15 protein-coding genes are annotated in these 21,121 nt (G+C 49.7%); 5 read left to right on the top strand and 10 right to left on the bottom strand.

Features of this window, described 5'->3' with window-relative positions:
- Positions 1–72 precede the first annotated feature (72 nt).
- Together QUB63_RS32810 and QUB63_RS32805 are read right to left on the bottom strand one after the other, a co-directional pair.
- The gene (locus QUB63_RS32810) at positions 73–582 is read right to left on the bottom strand and encodes a helix-turn-helix domain-containing protein (RefSeq protein WP_332949568.1); all 510 of its coding nucleotides are present in this window, start codon (positions 580–582) and stop codon (positions 73–75) included.
- Complete coding sequence (locus tag QUB63_RS32805) at positions 524–838, bottom strand: recombinase family protein (RefSeq protein ID WP_332949569.1); 315 nt, start codon at positions 836–838, stop codon at positions 524–526. Before QUB63_RS32805 ends, QUB63_RS32810 begins: the two co-directional genes overlap by 59 nt.
- A 370-nt stretch (positions 839–1,208) precedes the next feature.
- Between QUB63_RS32805 and QUB63_RS32800 the strand changes: the two genes are divergently transcribed.
- Complete coding sequence (locus QUB63_RS32800) at positions 1,209–7,160, top strand: PAS domain S-box protein (RefSeq protein WP_332949567.1); 5,952 nt, start codon at positions 1,209–1,211, stop codon at positions 7,158–7,160.
- A 71-nt stretch (positions 7,161–7,231) separates the two neighbouring features.
- Here the strand turns inward: QUB63_RS32800 and tnpA are convergent, their stop codons facing one another.
- The gene (gene tnpA, locus QUB63_RS32795; protein WP_332949565.1) at positions 7,232–7,636 is read right to left on the bottom strand and encodes an IS200/IS605 family transposase; all 405 of its coding nucleotides are present in this window, start codon (positions 7,634–7,636) and stop codon (positions 7,232–7,234) included.
- Positions 7,637–7,706: 70 nt separating this feature from the next.
- Here tnpA and QUB63_RS32790 point away from each other — a divergent pair, with 70 nt between their 5' ends.
- Positions 7,707–9,071 (top strand): RNA-guided endonuclease InsQ/TnpB family protein, encoded by a 1,365-nt coding sequence (locus tag QUB63_RS32790; RefSeq protein ID WP_332949564.1) that lies wholly within the window; start codon positions 7,707–7,709, stop codon positions 9,069–9,071.
- 113 nt (positions 9,072–9,184) lie between these two features.
- Positions 9,185–13,324: an ATP-binding protein gene (locus QUB63_RS32785; protein ID WP_332949563.1), complete on the top strand. Its 4,140-nt coding sequence runs from the start codon at positions 9,185–9,187 to the stop codon at positions 13,322–13,324.
- A 423-nt stretch (positions 13,325–13,747) separates the two neighbouring features.
- Here QUB63_RS32785 and QUB63_RS32780 read toward each other — a convergent pair whose 3' ends face one another.
- From QUB63_RS32780 to QUB63_RS32770, 3 genes are all read right to left on the bottom strand, one after another.
- A complete protein-coding gene (locus tag QUB63_RS32780) occupies positions 13,748–14,914 on the bottom strand; it encodes an LptF/LptG family permease (protein WP_332949562.1) in 1,167 nt (388 codons plus the stop codon).
- A 184-nt stretch (positions 14,915–15,098) separates the two neighbouring features.
- The gene (lptB, locus tag QUB63_RS32775) at positions 15,099–15,827 is read right to left on the bottom strand and encodes an LPS export ABC transporter ATP-binding protein (protein WP_332949561.1); all 729 of its coding nucleotides are present in this window, start codon (positions 15,825–15,827) and stop codon (positions 15,099–15,101) included.
- Between the two features lie 172 nt (positions 15,828–15,999).
- Complete coding sequence (locus QUB63_RS32770; RefSeq protein ID WP_332949560.1) at positions 16,000–16,512, bottom strand: LptA/OstA family protein; 513 nt, start codon at positions 16,510–16,512, stop codon at positions 16,000–16,002.
- Positions 16,513–16,629: 117 nt separating this feature from the next.
- Here QUB63_RS32770 and QUB63_RS32765 point away from each other — a divergent pair, with 117 nt between their 5' ends.
- A complete protein-coding gene (locus QUB63_RS32765; protein WP_332949559.1) occupies positions 16,630–16,815 on the top strand; it encodes a hypothetical protein in 186 nt (61 codons plus the stop codon).
- A 182-nt stretch (positions 16,816–16,997) separates the two neighbouring features.
- On the opposite strand, the gene QUB63_RS32760 is transcribed toward QUB63_RS32765, so the two are convergent.
- The 3 genes from QUB63_RS32760 to QUB63_RS32750 form a co-directional block, all read right to left on the bottom strand.
- Positions 16,998–17,405 carry a DUF309 domain-containing protein gene (locus tag QUB63_RS32760; RefSeq protein WP_332949558.1) on the bottom strand — a complete coding sequence of 136 codons (408 nt, stop codon included), beginning with the start codon at positions 17,403–17,405 and terminating at the stop codon, positions 16,998–17,000.
- Between the two features lie 201 nt (positions 17,406–17,606).
- A complete protein-coding gene (locus QUB63_RS32755) occupies positions 17,607–17,969 on the bottom strand; it encodes a ferredoxin-thioredoxin reductase catalytic domain-containing protein (protein WP_332949557.1) in 363 nt (120 codons plus the stop codon).
- A gap of 137 nt (positions 17,970–18,106) precedes the next feature.
- Positions 18,107–18,271 (bottom strand): hypothetical protein, encoded by a 165-nt coding sequence (locus tag QUB63_RS32750; protein WP_332949556.1) that lies wholly within the window; start codon positions 18,269–18,271, stop codon positions 18,107–18,109.
- On the opposite strand from QUB63_RS32750, the gene cas6 reads away from it, so the two are divergent.
- A complete protein-coding gene (gene cas6, locus QUB63_RS32745) occupies positions 18,270–19,394 on the top strand; it encodes a CRISPR-associated endoribonuclease Cas6 (RefSeq protein WP_332949555.1) in 1,125 nt (374 codons plus the stop codon). The genes QUB63_RS32750 and cas6 overlap by 2 nt on opposite strands.
- 84 nt (positions 19,395–19,478) lie before the next feature.
- On the opposite strand, the gene QUB63_RS32740 is transcribed toward cas6, so the two are convergent.
- On the bottom strand, positions 19,479–20,912 hold the full coding sequence (locus tag QUB63_RS32740) for a DUF2079 domain-containing protein (RefSeq protein ID WP_332949554.1): 1,434 nt from the start codon (positions 20,910–20,912) through the stop codon (positions 19,479–19,481).
- Positions 20,913–21,121: the final 209 nt, after the last annotated feature.

The raw sequence follows: 21,121 nt of genomic DNA, 5'->3' as shown, positions 1-21,121 counted from the left end.
GTTTGTTTTGGGAATTGAATTCACCTCTGTTCCAGATATACACAATAGAGTTATTTTGTCAATGCGTAAGTCCTAAAGGTAATACTCACCGTAGGCAAGCGTCAACCGCCCATCACTGAAAACTTCGGGTAATGCCTCTTTCAGCTTTGACTGACCCAAGATTGTGTGGTAGATACCACAGTTTTTGACGGCAGTTTTGGGAATAAAAACAGATTGCTTTGTATCTTTGCGACTGCGGAATTTACAGCGACGGACTTGCCCATCTTTCTTGAAATCTGCTTTGGCTTTTTTGAAAGCTTGACAGGCATCTTTAATAGCAATTGACTTAATTTGAAATGGAACCGATGAAGCCCAGTCAGGTAGTGAGTAGAGAATTCCTGTCTTGATTGCCAGCCAATTTGCCTTGGTTCCCGGTTCCTGCAAGTATTTAATTGTTGTGTTGAAGACAAACCGGGAAACGCCAAACCATTTCTTGAGAATGGCTTTTTGCTCAGGGTTGGGGAATATTCGGATCTTTCTTGATTTACGGGCGGTAGCTTCGCCGTTCGTGCATCCTGCAACGGTCGCCGTGAAGGATGGCAAGAAGATCGGCGGTGAGTTCGCTCTCTGGGCAGTGAACAGGATTTGAGAGAACCAACATTTCTCCACCGTTTTGTTTGACCATGAACTCGAACAATTCAAATCCGAATCTGCACAATCTGTCTCTACAGGCAACAACAATCTTGAGCCGAGCTCCGCGCATAAGTCTGACCAGTAAGGCTTGCAATCCTTTCCTTTTGAAGTTGAGTCCAGATCCGATGTCTTGGATGATTTCGGCTTCTGGGTGTCGTTCTCGCATAAATTCAACTTGCCTTGCAAGGTCGTCTCGCTGCGAAAGTTGAACTGACGCGACAGTAGCAAATATTGGTAGCTCCAATTGCACCGCGCTGTTCGTACTCGACATCAAAAAGTCTTTGCCCTGCTTCGTTTTTGATGCTCTAGATTTTCCCTTCATCGGAGGACTTTCGTAAGGTGTTTGGATGCAAACCCAGAAATTCGACTCATGAATCTGAGTGGTATGTATGGCATTTACATACACTACAGCATTTATAGGTGATTGTGAATATCTGTTAGCAAATCGCTCACTGTACTTGAGCCCTACTCAATCAGTTAGGATTTAGCGGTGGGGCACTGCGAACAAAATATATTTCTATGGGGAAGGCAAAAGTATGAGTGTTAAGGGAGCAGGGGAAATTCCGAGCGAGCTTTTTGCCGGTGGCGGCCAGATGTCGGCGCTGATCCGATCGCGCGATTGGTCGCAAACGCCATTAGGTGCTGTCGAGAAATGGTCGCAGAGCTTAAAAACCGCAATTGGGATCGTCTTGGGTTCCCGCTACCCCATGTTTGTTTGGTGGGGACACCAGATGATTAACCTCTACAACGACGCTTACATCCCTGTCCTGGGTCAGCGTCATCCGGAGGCCCTAGGTGAATCTGCGTTTGATGTCTGGGCAGACGTTTGGGAGGTCGTTGGGCCTCAAGCTGAAGCCGTCTTAAATGAAGGCAAATCGTCATGGAATAAAGAAGCCTTGCTCATCATGGAGCGAAACGGGTATCCAGAGGAGACGTACTTCACCTTCTCCTACAGTCCTGTTCCCGGCGATGATGGTAGACCAGGTGGTGTGTTTTGCGCTGTCACCGAAGAAACTGAGCGAGTGTTGAACGATCGCCGATTGAGAACGCTCCGCGAATTAGCAGCAGAAACAGTCACCGCATTGACGGTAGAAGCCGCCTGCCTTGTTTGGGCCACCGTATTGACCCATAACGCCCACGACATCCCGTTTGCGCTGCTGTATCTCCTCGATGGCGATCGCACTCAAGCACGACTTGCAGGCACAACCAGGTTAGCAGCCGGAACGATCGCCAGCCCAGAGGCGATCGATCTGACATCCGGCCAAACGGCCTGCGGGTGGCAACTGGCGCAAGTCATGGAGACGGGTGAAAGCAAGATTGTTGAGGATTTAGAAGCGCGATTTGGACTTTTACCGGGCGGCGCATGGTCTGAATCTCCCCATCAAGCGGTCATTCTACCGCTAGCAAGAGCCGGAGAAACCTTCGGGTTCTTGATTGCCGGAGTGAGTCCGCTCAGAGTGTTTGATGATGATTGCAAAGGCTTTTTTGACTTGCTCGCAGGGCAGGTGACAACAGCCATAAACAATGCCCGCACTTACGAACAAGAGCGAAAACGAGTCGAGACACTCGCAGAACTCGATCGCGCCAAAACAGTTTTCTTCAATAACGTCAGCCATGAATTTCGGACACCCCTCACCCTGATATTAGGTCCAACTGAGGAAGCTCTCACCGATCGAAACGTGCCGCTACCCCCTGAGCATCGAGAACGGATGGAGGCGGTGCAGCGCAACGGGCAACGCTTGCTGAAGCTGGTCAACACGCTGCTCGATTTCTCCCGCATAGAAGCTGGACGGATTCAAGCCTGCTACGAACAGACGGATCTGGCAGCGTTTACCGCCGAACTCGCGAGTGTATTTCGCTCAGCGCTCGAAGGGGCAAATCTGCGCCTCGCCGTCGATTGTCCGCCGCTTTCTCAACCTGCCTGTGTCGATCGCCAGATGTGGGAAAAGATCGTGCTGAATTTGCTCTCCAATGCCTTCAAATTTACGTTTGAGGGGGAGATAGCCGTTATTTTGCGCGATCGCGACGACCAGATCGAACTAGAGGTGAGGGACACGGGAACAGGCATTCCGGCCCAGGAGCTACCCCATATCTTCGAGCGGTTTCATCGAGTGCGAGGAGCCAAGGGACGAACTTACGAAGGCTCCGGCATTGGGTTATCGCTGGTTCAGGAGTTGGTGCGGCTGCATGGAGGCACGATCGAAGTCAGCAGCGCGGTCGATCGGGGGACAAGTTTCACCGTATCGATTCCTGCTGGATCTGCTCACTTGCCGCCCCTTGAGATCGATCGGGCCGGCACGCTCACCTCCACCTCAACGAGTGCTGCAACCTATGTGGAAGAACTCTTGCGCTGGCTCCCAGACAAGAGCAACGAGATGGTTGCTGGGACAGACGGCGGGCAAAGCCCGCCGTCTGTCCGCGCTGAAAATAAATTCTCTAGTAGAATTATTTTTGTCGATGACAACAGCGATATGCGCGATTACGTGAGGCGGTTGTTGTTGAATCAAGGGTATGCGGTGGAAACGGCAGCAGATGGCATGGCGGCGTTAGCTGCAATTGGGCAACAAACGCCCGATCTCGTCCTGACAGATATCATGATGCCCCGCCTCGATGGCTTCGGGCTGTTACGGGAGTTGCGAGCAGACCCAACAACCAAAGAGATTCCGATTATCCTGCTGTCTGCCCGTGCGGGAGAAGAAGCCCGAATTGAGGGATTGGAAGCCGGAGCCGATGACTACTTGACGAAGCCGTTTTCTGCCCGTGAATTGTTAGCACGAGTGGAAGCAAACTTGAAGCTGGCGCAACTGCGGCGGGAAGCAATGCAGCAGGAACAGGTGCTGCGGCGAGAAGCAGAAACAGCTTATCAGCAGGTTGAAAGCATTCTCTCTAGCATCAGTGATGGTTTCTTTGCTCTCGATCGCGATTGGCGCTACACCTACGCCAACGATCGCCTGTGCGAAATGGCTCAAAAGCCGCCAGAAGAACTGCTCGGTTATAACCATTGGGACTTGTTTCCCGATGCCGTTGACACCGATGTTTGCGTTCAATTCCATCGGGCGATGAGCGAACAAACGCCTATCCAGTTTGAGTATCTTTATCTGCCTTGGAATCGCTGGTTTGATTACCGGGTTTACCCCTCGCCCGATGGACTGACAATTTTTGCAACTGACATTACCGATCGCAAACAGGCGGAACTCGTGCTGGTCGAGCAGAAGAGACTGCTGGAGTTAACTGCATCGGGACACCCGCTGGACGAATGTCTCTCATCCCTGTGTGCCTCGGTGTCCCAGCTAAATCCGCGCACGCGAGCCTGCATCCTGGTAGCCGATGCCCAGCGACTGAGGTTTCCCTACTCCATCACCCCGGATTTTGAGCCGTCATTCGGTCAAGGACTCAAGGATGCCCCGATTAATGAGCTTGCCATCGGTACCTGTGGCGAGGCAGTGTATTGCGGCAAACCTGTCACCTGTGCGGACATCGCCAACGACGATCGCTGGTCGCAACCCTGGCGAGACTTATGCGCGGCTCACGGCGTGCTGGCGTGTTATTCGGCGCCCGTACTGGACGGCGACAACCAGCCCCTCGGGTCTCTGATGCTGTGCTTCGACGAGGCGCGGATGCCGACTGATTGGGAGTACCGGCTGTCCGAGTTCGGCACCAAAATCGCCAGCATCGTATTTGAGCGCGAGGGCTCGATACGAGCCTTGCGCGAATCCGAAGAGCGTCTGCGTCGGGCGATCGCGATCGAAACCGTCGGGGTCATTTTCTTCAAAACCGACGGTACTATCACCGACACCAACGACGCTTTCCTCCGCATGAGCGGCTACAGCCGTGAGGATACTGAGCAAGGATTGGTGCGCTGGGACGAAATGACACCGCTGGAGTGGATGCCCCATTCCCTGATAGCAGTCGAGGAATTTGAAGCCACCGGGCGCACGACTCCTTATGAAAAGGAATACATCCGCAAAGACGGCTCGCGCTGGTGGGCATTGTTCGCTGCGACGCAGTTCAATGAAGCAGAGGGCGTGGAATTTATCATTGACATTACCGATCGCAAACAAGCAGAAGTTGAACGGCGCGAGAGTGAAGTTCGCTTTCGGCAACTGGCAGATACCGCTCCTGTTCTCATCTGGATGTCGGGAACTGATAAACTCTGCAATTACTTTAATCAGCCGTGGCTGGACTTTACTGGACGGACGATGGAGCAAGAAATGGGCAATGGTTGGGTTCAAGGAGTCCATCCGGATGATTTCCAATATTGCTTAGATACTTATGTCACTGCCTTTGATGCTCGGCAAAAGTTTCAGATGGAGTATCGCCTCAGACGCTTTGATGGAGTCTACCGTTGGTTTATGGACACAGGAATCCCCCGGTTTACATTACAAGGCGATTTCTTGGGCTACATCGGTTCCTGTATTGACATCACCGATCGCTTCCAAGCAGAAGTCGCATTGCGCGAGAGTGAATCCCGCCTCCGTCTGATTATTGAGAGTGCCAAAGATTACGCCATATTCACTCTCGATCCCGGTGGCACGATTGCTAGTTGGAATTCAGGCGCCCAAAGGCTTTTGGGCTACACTGACGCAGAGGCGATCGGCTGCTGCGGTAGCATCATATTCACCCCCGAAGACAAGGAACAGGGACGAGCACAGAGGGAGAGGCAAATTGCTGCTAAGCAGGGACAAGCAGAGAACGAACGCTGGCACGTGCGGAAAGACGGCAGCCGCTTTTGGGCGAGCGGTTTAATGATGCCGTTACAGGATGAAACGGGCAACACGCAAGGATTTGTTAATATCTTGCAAGACAAGACCGCGCAGCGGCAGGCAGACCAACGGCTACACCTGCTGTATGAAACGACCAGTGATTTGCTTGCGACAGAACAACCCCTAGCGCTGATGAACACCTTGTTTAGCAAGCTCTCGGCCCAGCTAGACCTCCATTGTTACTACAACTTCTTAGTTGAGGAGAAAGACAATCGGCTGCACCTGCATTTGAGCAGCTCTAGCGGGATTTCTGAGGAAGTGGCAGCAGCGATGGAATGGATCGACTTCGGTCAATACACCTGTGGACTGGTTGCCCGGGAGCGGCGACAAATTGTTCTCGATCGAGAGCAAATTGCCACCGATCCTCATGCTCAACTAATCCGCTCAATGGGTATCACCGCTTATGCCGGTCAACCGCTGATTGCTCAGGGACGGTTGTTGGGGATGCTCTCGTTCGCCAGTCGCACCCGGACTTGCTTTACTTCAGAAGAAATTGACCTGCTGCAAGTAACCTGCGATCAGGTAGCGATCGCTCTGGAACGGGCAAACCTGACAAGTTCATTACAGCAGCAAGCCCAACAACTCCAACAAGCTAATCGCATGAAAGACGAGTTTCTGGCAGTATTGTCCCACGAACTGCGATCGCCCCTCAATCCCATTTTGGGCTGGTCAAAGCTGCTACAAGTTCGCAAGTTCGACGAAGCGAAGACGGCACAAGCCCTCGCCACAATTGAACGGAACGCTAAATTGCAATCAGAATTGATTGAAGACTTGCTCGATGTCTCCCGGATTTTGCAAGGAAAGCTCAGCCTGAATGTCGCTCGGATCGATTTGGCATCGACTATAAGAGCGGCGATCGAAACAGTGCGGCTGGCGGCTCTTGCCAAATCCATTGGGCTAGAGGTAAGCCTCGATCGTAACGCGGGTTCTGTGTCAGGTGATTCAACCCGCTTGCAGCAAGTGGTGTGGAATCTGCTTTCCAATGCTGTTAAATTTACTCCAGCAGGCGGTCGAGTCCAGGTGCGATTAGAGCAAGCGGGCGAGTCAGCTCAAATCACCATCAGCGACAACGGCAACGGCATTCCTCAAGAGTTTCTGCCACACGTCTTTGACTACTTCCGTCAAGCCGATAGTGCCACCACGCGCAAGTTTGGGGGATTGGGATTAGGATTGGCGATCGTCCGTCACCTCGTTGAACTGCACGGCGGCACCGTTGGGGCAGACAGCCCAGGCGAAGGGTTAGGAGCCACATTTACCGTCAGACTGCCGCTGATGCCTCCAAAGCCAGCCGCCGATCGCCAGGAGCAATCCTCAGAGCCATCGCTCAATTTGAAAGGCGTTCAAGTTTTAGTGGTGGATGATGATACCGATACACGGGAGTTTGTGGTTTTTCTGTTGGAGCAGGCAAGCGCAAGTGTAATCTGGGCAAACTCAGCACGCGAAGCATTGGTGGCGTTAATGCAATCCAAGCCAGACGTGCTGCTGAGCGACATTGGGATGCCAGATATGGATGGCTATATGCTGCTGCGGCAAATTCGAGCTTTACCGCCATCTCTAGGCGGCAAAATTCCGGCGATCGCGTTAACTGCCTATGCCGGAGATTTTAACCAACAGCAAGCTCTTAAAGCTGGATTTCAACGACATCTGACAAAGCCGATCGAACCGGATGAACTGATTGGGGCGATCGCCTCCGTTCTGGGAAAGAACACTCATGACAGCTACTAATTATAAAACATACCCTGAAAACCCTGTGACTTTAGTCTAGGGATGAAAGGGCGTTGCAGGATTTATCCTGCCTAATCTCTTTGTGCCTCAATGTAACGTTTAACGGTTTCCGTGCAAATAATCCCAGCAGTCGAAACAAAATAGCTAGGTGTCCACAAAGTAGGCAATTTAAGGAGTTCAGGAAACTCCTTTCTCAAATGATGTGACGCTCTTCCCTTAATCTTCCTGATAATTGTAGCCGGGTCATCTATTGGCTTAGCATTGATAAACAAATGAACGTGATCCGGCATAATCTCCATCGCGATGATGCGCCATCGGTTTTCATTGCAGACATCGCAAATAATCTGTTGCAGTCGCTCAGCAATTGAACCAGTTAACACTTTCTTTCGTCTTTTGGGAATGAAAACAAAGTGATAATTTAGTAGAGAGACGGCGTTGCTCTCATGTCTGTACTCATCAGGAGAAAATTTAGCCATATTCATTGACTTCTGTTTACGTCTACTGTATATTAAACGCAAGACAAAGACAAGAGGTGAACTGCAATTGTTGACCAACTACGTTTACAAGCTGCGTCCCAATCAAACGCAAGCCTCAAGAATGTCAGCTTGGGTGGATATGCTTAGAAGCCACTACAACTGGTGTCTAAATGACAGAATTGTCCAATACAATCAACAATTCATCCAAGGTAATTACTGCAACATTACAACTCGTGGCGAAGCTTCACCGCTAACTTGCTTTGTCAGCAAGAACGGTGCAACCGGGAATCCTTGGAAAGATTCTAAATCTGATAAGGATGGCAACACTAGGAATCCCCGTCGAAGTGCGACGGACATTCAGATTACAGCGCTACCAGAACTGAAAAAGGCTAGACTTTGGTACAGCGGGGTAGACTCAACTGTTCTACAGCAGAACGTTAAACGCCTAGACACTGCTTACAAGAATTTCTTTGAAGGTAGGGGCTTTCCTAAATTCAAAAACCGAAGTAATTTTACATCTTTTACCTGCCTAATGGGTGTAAAAATACAAGCAAATAAAATCTATCTTCCTAAATTAGGTTGGATGGGATTTTATAACTCACGTCAAATTCCCAATGGGTTTACCATTAAGGCTTGCACCGTTAGAAAGCGTCAAGATGGTTGGCATATTTCTCTCAGGATAGAAGATAAATCCGTCCCTGAATACAAGGGTAGACCTCTCGAACAAGTGACAAAGGTAATTGGGTGCGATTTAGGGATTACCAAATTGGTTCATTTGTCAGATGGATATCAGATTAAAAACCCTAAATTCTCCAATGCTAAAAAAACTAAGCGGATTCTGAAAGTCAGACATAGACGGGTTAGTCGCAAAGCTAAGGGAAGTAAAAAGCGCCAAAAGGCAATCAAAAAAGTAGGGCGTTTTTATCAAAAGATTAGTAACAAACGTCAAGCACATCAATGGAAAATTGCGAATAAAGTTGTGTCTCGCAATATTGACGCAATCGCTTTAGAAAATTTGAATATTTCTGGGATGATGCGCCGATGTAAAGTAAAAACCGATGAAAAAACAGGGAGGTTTCTTAAAAATGGACAATCAAGAAAGAAAGGATTGAACCGTGCTATCTCTGATGCGAGTTGGGGTGATTTGATTCTGAAGATCGAGTATTTAGCTGCAAAGCAAGGAAAGGTCGTAATTAAAGTTAGCCCCAAATACTCCAGCACTGAATGCAGAAGCTGTGGACACATTGACAAATCAAATAGAGATGGTGAAAAATTCATCTGTGTTGAATGTGGGTATCACGAACACGCTGATATTGGTGCAGCAAAAACCATCAGAGATCGAGCCTTGGAAATAGTACGTGGGCCAGGACGCGAAACTTGGTGTTTGTCACCTAAACGCCCAAAAAATATCATCACGCTCAAAGAGCAAACGTGATGAGTTTGGGAACCTTGGCAACAAGGATATTAGGGCCGAAATGCCTTAAGAATCCCCGTCGCAAAGAGCGCGGGGAGTGTCAATCCCAAATCGAATTAGCAAAAGGATCGGCGATGACTCAAGCGGGTGACAACAAAGCAGCATGGCTCGTGGGTGGGGGCGAAATGGGTTCGCGCACTCGCTCCTTTGACTGGTCGCAAACCTCTCTCGGAGCGATCGAAGCTTGGCCGCAAAGTCTCAAATCGTTGGTCAAGACGTTACTCACATCGCGGTATCCAATGGTGCTGACATGGGGGCCAGAGTTCGCGCAGTTTTACAACGATGCCTACTCTGAATTGATCGGCGACAAGCACCCGGCTGCACTGGGTACCGACATCCGGGAGACGATGGCGGAAGCGTGGGATACTCTCGGGCCAATGATCCAGCGGGTCATGGCAACGGGGGTAGCAAACTGGACTCCTGCGCTGTTGCTGGTGCTCCTTCGGGCCCGCTATCGGGAAGAGTCTTACTTCAGCGTCTCGCACGCCCCGGCAGAAGATGATTTCGGACAGATTGTCGGTATGCTCGCTGTTTGTAGTGAGGTGACGCAGCAAGTCTTAGGAGAACGGCGATTGCGGCTGCTGCGGGATCTAGCCTCCAAGGCAGGCGAAACACAAAGTGTTGAGGCAACCTGCCAGGATCTGATGGCCGCGATCGCAGCGAGTCCGTTAGACGTTCCCTTTGCGCTCCTCTATTTGCGCGAACCAAACGGCACAACTCTCATCCTGCAAGCTGCTGTGGGTCTATCAGCAGAGGAACTCGGACGCCCGCGCTCAGTAGATTTAGCAATTAGTGATGATGTTTGGTCTTTAGATCGATCGGCGACAGGTGAAACGGTTCTAGTCGAGGCAATCGATCGCCGCATTACAGTGCCCGGCGGGCCGTGGCACGAGCCTGTTCGCTCTGCCCTCGCCATGCCGATCGCCTCCGAAGGACAAACCCCCCCCTTGGGAGTGCTGGTTGCCGGAATTAGCCCGAATCGGGCACTGGATGAGGGATACCGATCGTTCTACGAGCTTTTGGTCGGTCAGGTTTCGGTTTCCATCCGCAATGCTCGTGCCTATGAGGAGGAACGACGGCGTGCCGAGATGCTCGCCGAGATCGATCGGGCAAAAACAGTTTTCTTCTCAAATGTCAGTCACGAGCTTCGGACACCGCTGACCTTGATACTCAATCCGCTGGCAGATGTCCTGCAAAGCGGTAGCTTACCGCCTTTTGAACGAGAGCAAGTCAGCCTAGCGCACCGCAACAGCCTGCGTCTGCTGAAGCTCGTGAATACGCTGCTCGATTTCTCGCGCATTGAAGCCGGACGGCAAAAGGCAAACTACGAGCCAACTGATTTAGCAACCTATACGGCCCAATTAGCAAGTCTGTTTCGTTCTGCCGTCGAGCAAGCCGGACTGCAACTCGCGGTTGATTGTCCTCCCTTGCCGGAACCGATTTATGTCGATCGGGGGATGTGGGAGAAAATTGTGTTGAATCTGCTCTCGAATGCGTTTAAGTTCACGTTTGAAGGAGAGATAGCGGTTGCTCTGCATTCGGTGGGAAACGAGGTGGAACTGAGCGTGCGCGACACGGGGACAGGCATCCCAGCAGCCGAGCTTCCCAAATTGTTTGAGCGGTTTCACCGCGTTGAGGGCGCGCGCGGACGCACCTTTGAGGGGACAGGCATTGGGCTATCTCTAGTGCAGGAACTCGTGCATTTGCTGTTTGGGACGATCGCCGTTGAGAGTACCCTGGGCAAGGGGAGTACCTTTCGCGTGCGGTTGCCGGTGGGCACAGCGCCGAGAGCAAACCGCCCGATCGAAAGCGAGGCTCTAACTTCGGGGAAATCTTATGTTGAAGAAGCGTTAGGTTGGTTGCCCTCAGAAAATTCAGAAGACAGCGAAGCCCTGAGCCTGCCAAAGAAAACCGCTGCTCAATTCTCAGCTTCGGCTCGGATTCTGCTAGTCGATGACAATGCAGATATGCGGAACTACTTATCCGGCATCTTGAGCCAATTCTATGAAGTGGAGAGGGTTGCAGATGGTGAAACCGCTCTAGTCGCTGCCCGGGCTCGCACCCCAGATTTGGTACTGAGTGATGTGATGATGCCGGGTATGGATGGTTTTGAGTTGCTCAGGCAGTTGCGGCTCGATCCGCAAACGCGCGAAATTCCGATTTTGCTGCTGTCTGCTCGTGCCGGAGAAGAATCGGCAGTCGAGGGGCTCGAAGCGGGAGCCAATGACTATTTGGTGAAGCCGTTTAGCACCCGCGAACTGCTTGCCCGTGTCGCTGCCAACTTGGAACAGGGACGATCGCGCGCGAATGCAGCGCGCCGCCGCATCGATGCGGTTGTGTCTTCGGTTTCAGATTTTATTTACACCTTGGATTTGGCGGGACGGTTCACCTATGTCAACCAAGCGCTGCTCGACCTCTGGCAGAAAACATACGCTGAAGCGATCGGCAAAAACTTTTTTGAATTGGATTACCCGCCGGAGTTAGCCGCCCGACTTCAGCAACAGATTCAACAAGTCATCCGCGAGCGCCAACCGCTCAAAGACGAAATGACCTACACCAGCGCTTCGGGCACAAGAGCTTACGAGTACATTTTCGTGCCGCTGTTCGATGCCGGTGGTGCAGTAGAAGCAGTCGCAGGAACAAGCCGCGACATCACCGATCGCAAGCTTGCCGAAGCAGCCTTACGCGCCAGCGAGGAGCAAAGCCGGAATATTCTGGAGAGCATTGATGATGGATTCTTTGCCCTTGATGAGAATTGGCGTTTCACTTACGTGAATCGGTCAGCCGAAATTCTGCTAGACCGCACTCCGCGCGATCTGATCGGGAAGAATTTTTGGGAAGAATTCCCAGGACTCAATGGCAGCGAGTTTGAGCGAGTTCACCGGCGCGCGGCAAGCGAGCGCGTGGCTTTGTCAGTCACGGCGTTTTACTCGGACCACAACCGTTGGTACGATGTTCGCAGCTACCCTGCGGCTTCGGGAATCACCATTTATTTTAGGAATGTTACCGATCGCGTGCAGCTTGAGAGCGATCGCGAGCAACTTTTGCAACAAACACAAGCTGCCCGCGAAGAAGCCGAACGTGCGAACCGCATTAAAGATGAGTTTCTCGCGGTGCTGTCCCACGAACTGCGATCGCCCCTCAACCCGATCTTGGGCTGGACGCGCTTGCTGCAAAACGGCAAACTCGACACAGCCCGTCAAGCTGAAGCACTGGCAACGATCGAGCGCAATGCCAAACTGCAATCGCAACTGATCGAAGATTTGCTCGACATCTCCCGCATCATGCAGGGCAAGCTGACCCTAACACCGGCTCCGGTGAGTTTGACGTTTGTGATTTCTTGTGCCCTTGAAACGGTGCGTTTGGCAGCAGAAGCAAAGAATATTCCGATCGCGCTTGACCTCGACTTGCGCGTCGCCCCCGTCTCTGGCGATGCTGCGCGCTTGCAGCAAGTGGTGTGGAACTTGCTCGCCAATGCCGTCAAGTTCACGCCCAACGGCTCCCCTATTACCGTTGAACTCAGGCAAGTCGAGCGACAGGCTCAGATTCGGGTGATGGATACAGGATCGGGCATCAATCCGCAGTTCTTGCCGCACGTGTTTGAGTATTTCCGGCAAGAAGACGGCTCGACAACTCGCAAATTTGGCGGCTTGGGGTTAGGGCTGGCGATCGTGCGGCAAATCGTGGAACTGCACGGTGGCACCGTTGAGGCCGAGAGTCCTGGCGAAGGTTTGGGAGCCACCTTTACCGTGAAACTGCCGTTGATGCCCGTCCCATCTGCCGCTGCGGTCGATCGTCCATCTTCTGAACCGTCGCTTGATTTGCATGGAGTTCGAGTTTTGGCGATCGATGATGAAATTGATTCGCGGGAGTTTGTGGCGTTTGTCCTAGAGCAGGCGGGAGCGTTCGTGACAACCGCCACGACGGCGCGTGAAGGATTTGCAGCATTCCTGGAATGCCAGCCCGATGTCTTGCTCAGCGACATTGGAATGCCCGATATGAATGGCTATATGCTGATGCGGCAGATTCGAGCTTTACCACCATCCCTAGGCGGGCAAATTCCGGCGATCGCGTTAACTGCCTATGCGGGGGATTTTAACCAACAGCAAGCTCTTAAAGCTGGATTTCAACGACATCTGGCAAAGCCGATCGAACCGGATGAACTGATTGGGGCGATCGCCTCCGTTCTGGGAAAGAATTGTTCCTTCAGTTGACAGTTGACCGGGGACAGTTGACAGCTTACTATGTACCCTAATCAAACTGTTTATGCTAGCGGTTTCAGGGAGCTATTGATGAGGTTATTTATGTCCGCGCCAGATGTGGCGGTTGCTATATATCATGTCCGGTCGATTACCATAACAAAAACGGATCTGTGCGGACTGAAGTCCGCAGCCTGAGAGCGGACGTTCGGGCGCACTACAAACCAATCTTATTGTGGTCAATCCACCGGACATGATATTACTGGACGAGCAATTGCATAAATCTTCGATCGATCGGTGAACCGCAGATTGAAGGCAGATGCCACACAAATTAACGCAGATAATTTTAGGAATAACGAGCTTGGGAATGCAATGCAAGTCTACTGGATAAGGGTTTGGATCGCGGCCCGACAGTTGCATTATTTTGGGAAAATGGTATTATTTAGAGGCTGCCCGTCCCAACAACAATCCGCCGATTCCCAAGCCAAACGCGATCGGCAGCCAAGCCGACAGAATCGGTGTCAAAACAGCTTTCACGCCCATAGAACTGGTGATGAAAGAAAATACGTAGTAAGTGAAAATTACAACTACGCTAATACCAAAACTCGTCCCTTTCCCGGAGCGGCGCGGTTGAGTTCCCAAAGCGGCTCCCACTAAGCCAAATACCAGGCACACGAAAGGAAAAGCATATTTTTCTTGAATTCGTACCTTGAGTTTGCGAATTTGGGGTGCGTCGCCGCTGTTTTTAATGATTTCCAAACGCTCTAAAGCTTGAGCAATGTTCATTTCCTTGAAATCTCGGACTCTGGCAGCTAAATCTAAGGGCGTGCGGGGGAGCTGCAACTGCTGGTGTTGAAACCTAACTATATTGCGGTAAGAGCCGTCTGGAGCTACTATATAAGCGGTTCCGTTGAAAAAATCCCAGGTGTTTTCTGTGGGATTCCAAGTAGCTGATTCTGAAGAAACTATTTGATTGAGGCCTGGGGTGGAGCGATCGATAATTGTTAAACCTTTCATTTGCTGGCCGTCAAACTGTTCTGCATAAAAAAAGCGGGACAGGATTTCTTCACCGCCTTTTTCGGGTTTGCGAAATTCTGTGTAGATAATATTGCGATCTTGAAATGTCGGTTTTTCTCGCTTCAGAGCTCTGTCTAAAGTTAAAGTAGCTCTGTAGCTGGCGGCGGGTACGACTAACTCTTGCAAAGCAAAGGTGAAGCCGGCAACGATTAAACTCATAATGACTGCGGGCATTATCAATCGGTAAACGCTAACTCCGCAACTGCGGAGGGCGATGAGTTCGCTGTCGCTGGAAAGTCGGCTGTAGCTCATTAAGGTTGCTAGCAGCATTGACATGGGGAAAGCTAATACTACAAAGTACGGAATTTGCAGCAGGAAAATTTCCATGGCGGCGCCGTAGGGGAGGCCTGATTCTGCTACTCTGCGTACTAATTCAAATAAGGCTCCAACGGTGACGGCGACGGATGTAAATAGTCCGACGCCAAACAGAAATGGGCCGATTAGTTCTTTGGTAATGTACCAGTCCATTACTGAAATTCTCGGCAGCCAGTTGAGGGGATTGAAAGATTTGGACATTGCTATTTTCATAACTTTGGCGTTTTTGCGGTTTGCTCCTCAAGCTAAAATTTAAATTTTAAATTGTCAAATTCTGTCTTGTGTTTTTATAGTCGAGGGGGGCGGGTTTATCGATATCTGGGATGGGATATTTATATTTAGGCGAAGTGAGCCCCTACTTAATTTGTCCTAATCCCTTGGCGGTTGTTATAAAAGACTATCGCACGAAGTTGTCGCCTAAGTAATACTGCCGCACTAAAGGGTTGCTGTAGAGTTCTTCTTCAGCCCCGGAGGCTAAAATTTGGCCGTCTCGCATGATGTAGGCTCGATCGGTAATTTCGAGGGTTTCTCGGACGTTGTGATCCGTGATCAGGATGCCGATTTTGCGATCGCGCAGTTTGGCAATAATCGTCTGAATTTCGTCAACTGCGATCGGATCGACGCCTGCAAACGGTTCGTCTAAAAATAGGAACATCGGCCCGTCTCGCCCAGCGGCTAAGGCTCTCGCCAGTTCAGTCCGCCGCCTTTCTCCCCCGGAGATTTGAATTCCCAAACTGGATGCTATTTTTTCTAAGCGAAATTCTTGCAACAGGAAATCGACTCGATCGTTCCATTCCCAGCGGGGCACTTGAGTTTGTTCTAAAACTAACAAAATGTTGTCGCGCACGCTCATGTTGCGGAAAATGCTGGCTTCTTGAGCGAGATAGCCTATTCCCAACTGGGCTCGTTTGTGCATCGGCAATTTAGTGATGTCTAAATCGTTGAGCCAAACAGTCCCTTGATTGGGTTTTTCTAATCCGGTTGCTATGTAAAATGTTGTGGTTTTGCCGGCACCGTTGGGGCCGAGGAGTCCGACGATTTCTCCTTGGGCTACGGAAAGGTTGACGCGACTGACTACATTGCGTTTTCCGTAGGATTTGTGAATATTTTCGAGTACAATTTTCATGCTCGCCGAGGCAAATTCTACCAGTTAAATTTCAGACTGCGGGCTTGTGCGATCGCGTTTCAAGTTTATATTCTACATTCTCAAACTTTTTGCTATTTAAAACACGAAATTTCGCATCTATCCCAAGTAGTATGTTTTTGCCGATGCGAAATTTTGCTGCTACCGGGGGCTGTTACTTAGGAGCTGTTCGGGGACTTGCGGGCGGTTTAACACCGCGATTGGGATTAACTGGGGCCGGTTTGGGACCGATCGCGTTTTGGGCTGCTGCATCTTGTTCCGGGGCAACCAGATAGACGGATTCTACCTGTCCTGGGTTGTCTGGCAGGGCAATAAACCTGCCTTCATCGATCAAGTATGTCACGGTTTCGCCGCGCAGGCTGTTGCCCTGCTGCAATACGTACACGTCGCCGCTGAGAATGATCCGGCGCTCGCGGCTGAAGTATTGAGCTTGGGCTGCGGTTGCTTGTATTTGGCGGGCTGGGTAGTTGATTTGGACGTTGCCGCGGGCTGTCACGATGCCGGTTTTGGAGTCGGCTTCTTGAACGTCCGATCGCACGGAAAGAGTGCGGGGCGGCGCGGCTTGCGGGTAGGTGGGAGAGGCGATCGCGCCGGCCAGAGTCAGCGGCAACAGCAGCGATAATCCTTTGAATATTCGGGAATTGAGCAGTTTAGCGGAGGGCATCATAGCTTGCAAGCCTCAAAATTTGTGAAATTGCTGAAGGGCATTATCTCACCCCCAGATTTTTCTCTATGGAGATTAGATCTACCACACGCGATAGTTAGGTATTTTATCTTAACGGCCGTGAAAAATTCCCGTGAGGTCGATCGACCTGCCCGAGAGCGTCAACCAATTATCCTAGCAAGACAGCAGCCACTTTCACGACGTGTTTGGCTGATTTACAGTTCGATCGTTCGGACTGAGCGTCCTCTCCAAACGGTTCTCCGCATCGGACTGAGCGTCCTCTCTAGCGTGGCTTTTAGTCAATAAACTTGTTGCATAAATCTTTGATTGATAGATCCACCGCAGCTCGACGGAGATTAACGCAGATAATTTCCTCATTGGAAAGCGACTTTTAGAAAAGGTCTAATCAGGACTTGCATTCCGAACGATCGAACAAAATAATCAAATAAAAGGGTGTCTAATAATTTATTGTGCAAGTGGCCGGCAATTTAAATTGGTTCTACTTTGATAATTCGCGGCAATTGCAAGCCTGCAATTTCTGTACCGGCGAACAACGGTATAAAATTAGCTACTGCTTCCGGGCCAGCTTGCTGCAAAGCGCTCAAAAGTTTAGCACTTTGTCCGAGCAAATCTGCAACAGCAATTCCGGCATAACTCGGCTGATAATAATTGAGCCGATTTATGCCTTCTCCCAGCAAGATTACTGCACCCCGCCAGTTTTGATTGCCTAAGTGATAAAGCGCGACGGCAATTTGCAATATTCCCTGATAAAACTTTTTTTCTGGCTCGCCAGCTTCCATCCACAAAGCCTCTAAGGTATCGTGACAAGCGTAAAAATCTTGGCTGTTAAACTGTTCGATACCTTGCCAAAACTCGATCGGCATTTCCTCTGTCATTGATTGGAGATTGGGGAGTTTCGATTGGGTGCGTGTTTGAGTAGGCGGCGATCGGTTTTGTTAATAGCTAAGTCTTCAAAATAGGAACAATACTGTCAACTGTTAACTGTTAACTGTTAACTGTCAACTGTCAGTAGAGGTCGCTCTTAACTGTCAACTGTCAACTGTCAACTGTCAACTGAAGACCGCCTACTTAACCGATTACATGGTATCTCTGACAGCGTGAATCTGATCCATGCCAATTTCCTGATTAGTTCCAGCAAAATCGTTATCTGGCGTCAGAAATAACATACAGTGACACTCTTTGCGCTCGCGCATGGGAATGCAGGGACAGTTCCAGTAGGCGGCTTTTACTTCGGCTTCTTTATCTTCGTAATGGCGACAAGGGCATAAGGGAGCGCCTAGTTCGTCCTTGTGTTTTGCTAGTCCTTCTATGACGACAGCAGTGACTGAAGGCTCGGAACAAAAGTAAGTTCCGGTGCGCTTGGCGTAGGTTTCGGAGAAATTCTTCATTGCCTCCAAAGTTTTTTCGTTGGAGAGTTTGGATTTTTCTGTTGTGTTCATAGTTTAGGATCGGAGTTGAGGATGCTACGAGCTTTTGACAATTGTAGCGCACAATGTGATTTTAAACACTTGTATATTTCTGTTTAGTTACAAAGAGCAAAACCTTGACAAAAATTGAGTTTTAGGTTGTCGGTTTTTTAGTGATTTTTCTGCATCCCGGACGGTTCGGGAAACTGACGGCTGACCCGGTTTTTGGAGCGGCCCAAAGATTTGGGCGATCGCCCGCCCTGAAAAATCATCCCCCAAAGGGGATACAAATCAGATAAAATATGACACCGCTGTCCCTGTTTCCGGAATCTCATGGCAATTTCCCCGCCCCCCACCCGCACCAAAAAAGTTCCTTCCTCTGGGCTGATTTGGCCCGCTGAGACCGAGTTAGTCGGATTAGTGTTTGAATTGACCCCCCGCGCTGCTAGCTATCTGTACGCGCAGTATGCTATAGGTTTGCACGCTTGGTTTTTGCATCAAGTACAGGAAACTGACCCGGATTTATCGCAGCTTTTGCACGGCGAGCAGTCAGAAAAAGCCTTTACTATTTCGGGATTGGAGGGTGATTTGCTCCCAGCCGGTAAGGAATTTCAGCTTTTGGGCGATCGAATTTATCGCTGGTACGTAACAGGACTTTCCCAGCGAGTAGTGCAGTGGCTGAGTCAGTGGCTGCAAAATTTGCCCCAAGAGATTGATTTGCGAAATGCTCCGCTGGTAATTCGCTCTTGGGAGATTGCTTTTGCTCCCACAACTTACCAGCAATTACTAACAGCAGAACATCCATTATCGCGAAACATAAAACTTAGTTTTGTGACTCCTACAAGCTTTCGCAGCAAAGGCCATCACTTCCCCCTCCCAGTTCCCGAAAATGTTTTTCACAGCTATTTGCGCCGCTGGAATAACTTTTCTGGGATGAATTTTGACCAAGCAGATTTTTTGCATTGGATTGATGAAAATGTAATTATTAGCCGCCACAAATTGGAATCGCAAAAGGTGGCGGCGGGCAAAAAAGGCATGGTAACGGGATTTACTGGGGCTGTGGAATTTGCGCTCGGGCGATCGGCCGCATTGCGCCCAGATTTTGTACAATTATTTTATGCTTTGGGGCGATTAGCGCCTTACTGCGGCACGGGGCACAAAACAACTTTTGGATTGGGACAAACGCGATCGCAATGGTTGACAGAAGCGATACCAGAAGTGTCGATACAAAGCGTATTGGCGGCGCGAATAGATGAATTGACAGAGAAATTTATGGCGCACAGAAAGCGTACAGGTGGAAGTCGGGCTGCTGAGATTGCGGAAACTTGGGCGACGATTTTGGCGCGCCGGGATTTGGGGGAATCTTTGTCTGATATTGCTGCTGATTTGGAAATGCCTTATGAAACTGTGAAAACTTATGTGAAGTTGGCAAGAAGGGCTTTGAAAGTTGAGGATTAGCGCGAATTTGTTGACAGTTAACTGTTGACTGTTGACTGTTGACTGTTGACTGTTGAATGATGACTGTTGACTGATGACTACTGACTACTGACTCTTAGTAAATAGATATATGTTGTCTCGCTGATATTTTAGTTGAAATTGAGGGGAATTTTTTAGTTGAGTTACTAGGTTTTGCACAAAAGCTCGATCGCTCATCCAGCCAGGATAGCGCAAATTCAGCAAGACATACTCAAATTCTGCGAGATTTGCGGGCGGCGCGTGAGCCTGAGTTAGTTTTACGACAGGGCGGTGCGTTAAGTGCGGAGCAATGTGAGAAGTTGTTAAAACGCTGCCTTTTGTATTGACTAGGGCGATGGCTTCTCTGGTAGCTGGCAAAGTGTCGAGCGAATCTAAATAAATAGTCCAAAAATAGCCGTATTTCGCTAAAGCTAAAAACCCAATCAGCGACCAAATTACAATGACTCTAGGCAATTGATATTTAGGAATTGGCAATCTATCAAATATTGTCTTTACCTGTGGCTGATTCCTAGCTGCAAAAGTCGAAATTACGGCAACTAACAAAAATGGCAATATAGGAATAGAATACTGATGGATTAAATCTCGCTGAGCCGGGATATCCGAAAGAATATTCATCGCCAACATCGGCACCGCACTAATTAAAGGTGTCAGATGCCGTGGCGAAATCCACCAAATTACAGGCAATATTAATAAGGCTAAATATTCAAAAGTATCAGCGGAAAACAAACGCCCTAAAATTAGATTGGGTTTCAAGATTAAATTAACAGCAATTTCTAAAACGGAATGTCCCAAATATCCATAGCGCCCGATTCCCGCGTGTTCTCTTCCCTGATTGAAATACGGTATAACTGCTTGAGTAACTACGAGGAACCAACCCGCACCGAGAAATAGAGCTATCAGCCCGCAATTGCGTTTTTTGTCAAAACACAACAACCACAGTCCCATCGCCGCCACAGTCAAAGATAGCACGGCTTTGCAGCTCAAAACTAAGACGGTGGCAGCACAAAACCACAGGGTTTTATTCAGCCGCGCGGCTAGGATTGCTGCTAGCAGTGCTGGTAAAGCAATTACTTCTGGGTGGAAGTCGAAGAGGTTGACATTGAAGACTAATGGATAGAGGAGGTATATACAGGCGATCGCCCGAGATATGCTATTATTTAATCCGGCTTGACAGGCCAAACTCCAAACTGGCAAAGCACCCAATGCTAGGGCTACTGCTTGCACTAGCAACAGCCAATGAACGTCGGGATATATTTTGTACAGCAAAGCCACGGGATACATCACCCCAGCGGCATGATTTCCCATGTGGTGAATTTGGAGAAATGAGGAAAACGGCGTTTGTCCTTGACTGATTAAGTACGCTACTTGGTCGTAAATTCCCAGTTCAAAAGCGTTGGATTCAAGCAGGGCGTGGCGTGTACTGCTGCACAGGAAAAATACGAGGGCAAAAAGGGCGATTTGCCAAATTACTGGATGATATTTTAGCTTAAAATTGTTCATAGTCTTGGTCGGGGCCGGTTTATTGGATTGATGCGGTTTTTCAAAGATATTGGCTCACGGGCCCCTACAGGAATTACGGTTGATTCACCGGGTTGTATCTTACTTTAATCCTGGAGGCAGAAACTGGGTTTTTTTACAAAATATTGCATCCTAGCCGTTAAAAAAAGTGAAAAACCCGGTTTCTTTGGTATGGATACCTCCGCGACTAT

Source organism: Microcoleus sp. ARI1-B5 (assembly GCF_036705795.1).
Classification (GTDB): Bacteria; Cyanobacteriota; Cyanobacteriia; order Cyanobacteriales; family Microcoleaceae; genus Microcoleus.
This window is presented reverse-complemented; position numbering and strand designations above follow the sequence as displayed.

Excerpts from the sequence above, each read along its gene's own strand:
- QUB63_RS32805 (WP_332949569.1), bottom strand. The coding sequence starts at position 838 with ATGCGAGAACGACACCCAGAAGCCGAAATCATCCAAGACATCGGATCT.
- QUB63_RS32800 (WP_332949567.1), top strand. The coding sequence starts at position 1,209 with ATGAGTGTTAAGGGAGCAGGGGAAATTCCGAGCGAGCTTTTTGCCGGT.
- tnpA (WP_332949565.1), bottom strand. The coding sequence starts at position 7,636 with ATGGCTAAATTTTCTCCTGATGAGTACAGACATGAGAGCAACGCCGTC.
- QUB63_RS32785 (WP_332949563.1), top strand. The coding sequence starts at position 9,185 with ATGACTCAAGCGGGTGACAACAAAGCAGCATGGCTCGTGGGTGGGGGC.
- QUB63_RS32780 (WP_332949562.1), bottom strand. The coding sequence starts at position 14,914 with ATGAAAATAGCAATGTCCAAATCTTTCAATCCCCTCAACTGGCTGCCG.
- lptB (WP_332949561.1), bottom strand. The coding sequence starts at position 15,827 with ATGAAAATTGTACTCGAAAATATTCACAAATCCTACGGAAAACGCAAT.
- QUB63_RS32770 (WP_332949560.1), bottom strand. The coding sequence starts at position 16,512 with ATGATGCCCTCCGCTAAACTGCTCAATTCCCGAATATTCAAAGGATTA.
- QUB63_RS32760 (WP_332949558.1), bottom strand. The coding sequence starts at position 17,405 with ATGACAGAGGAAATGCCGATCGAGTTTTGGCAAGGTATCGAACAGTTT.
- QUB63_RS32755 (WP_332949557.1), bottom strand. The coding sequence starts at position 17,969 with ATGAACACAACAGAAAAATCCAAACTCTCCAACGAAAAAACTTTGGAG.
- cas6 (WP_332949555.1), top strand. The coding sequence starts at position 18,270 with ATGGCAATTTCCCCGCCCCCCACCCGCACCAAAAAAGTTCCTTCCTCT.
- QUB63_RS32750 (WP_332949556.1), bottom strand. The coding sequence starts at position 18,271 with ATGAGATTCCGGAAACAGGGACAGCGGTGTCATATTTTATCTGATTTG.
- QUB63_RS32740 (WP_332949554.1), bottom strand. The coding sequence starts at position 20,912 with ATGAACAATTTTAAGCTAAAATATCATCCAGTAATTTGGCAAATCGCC.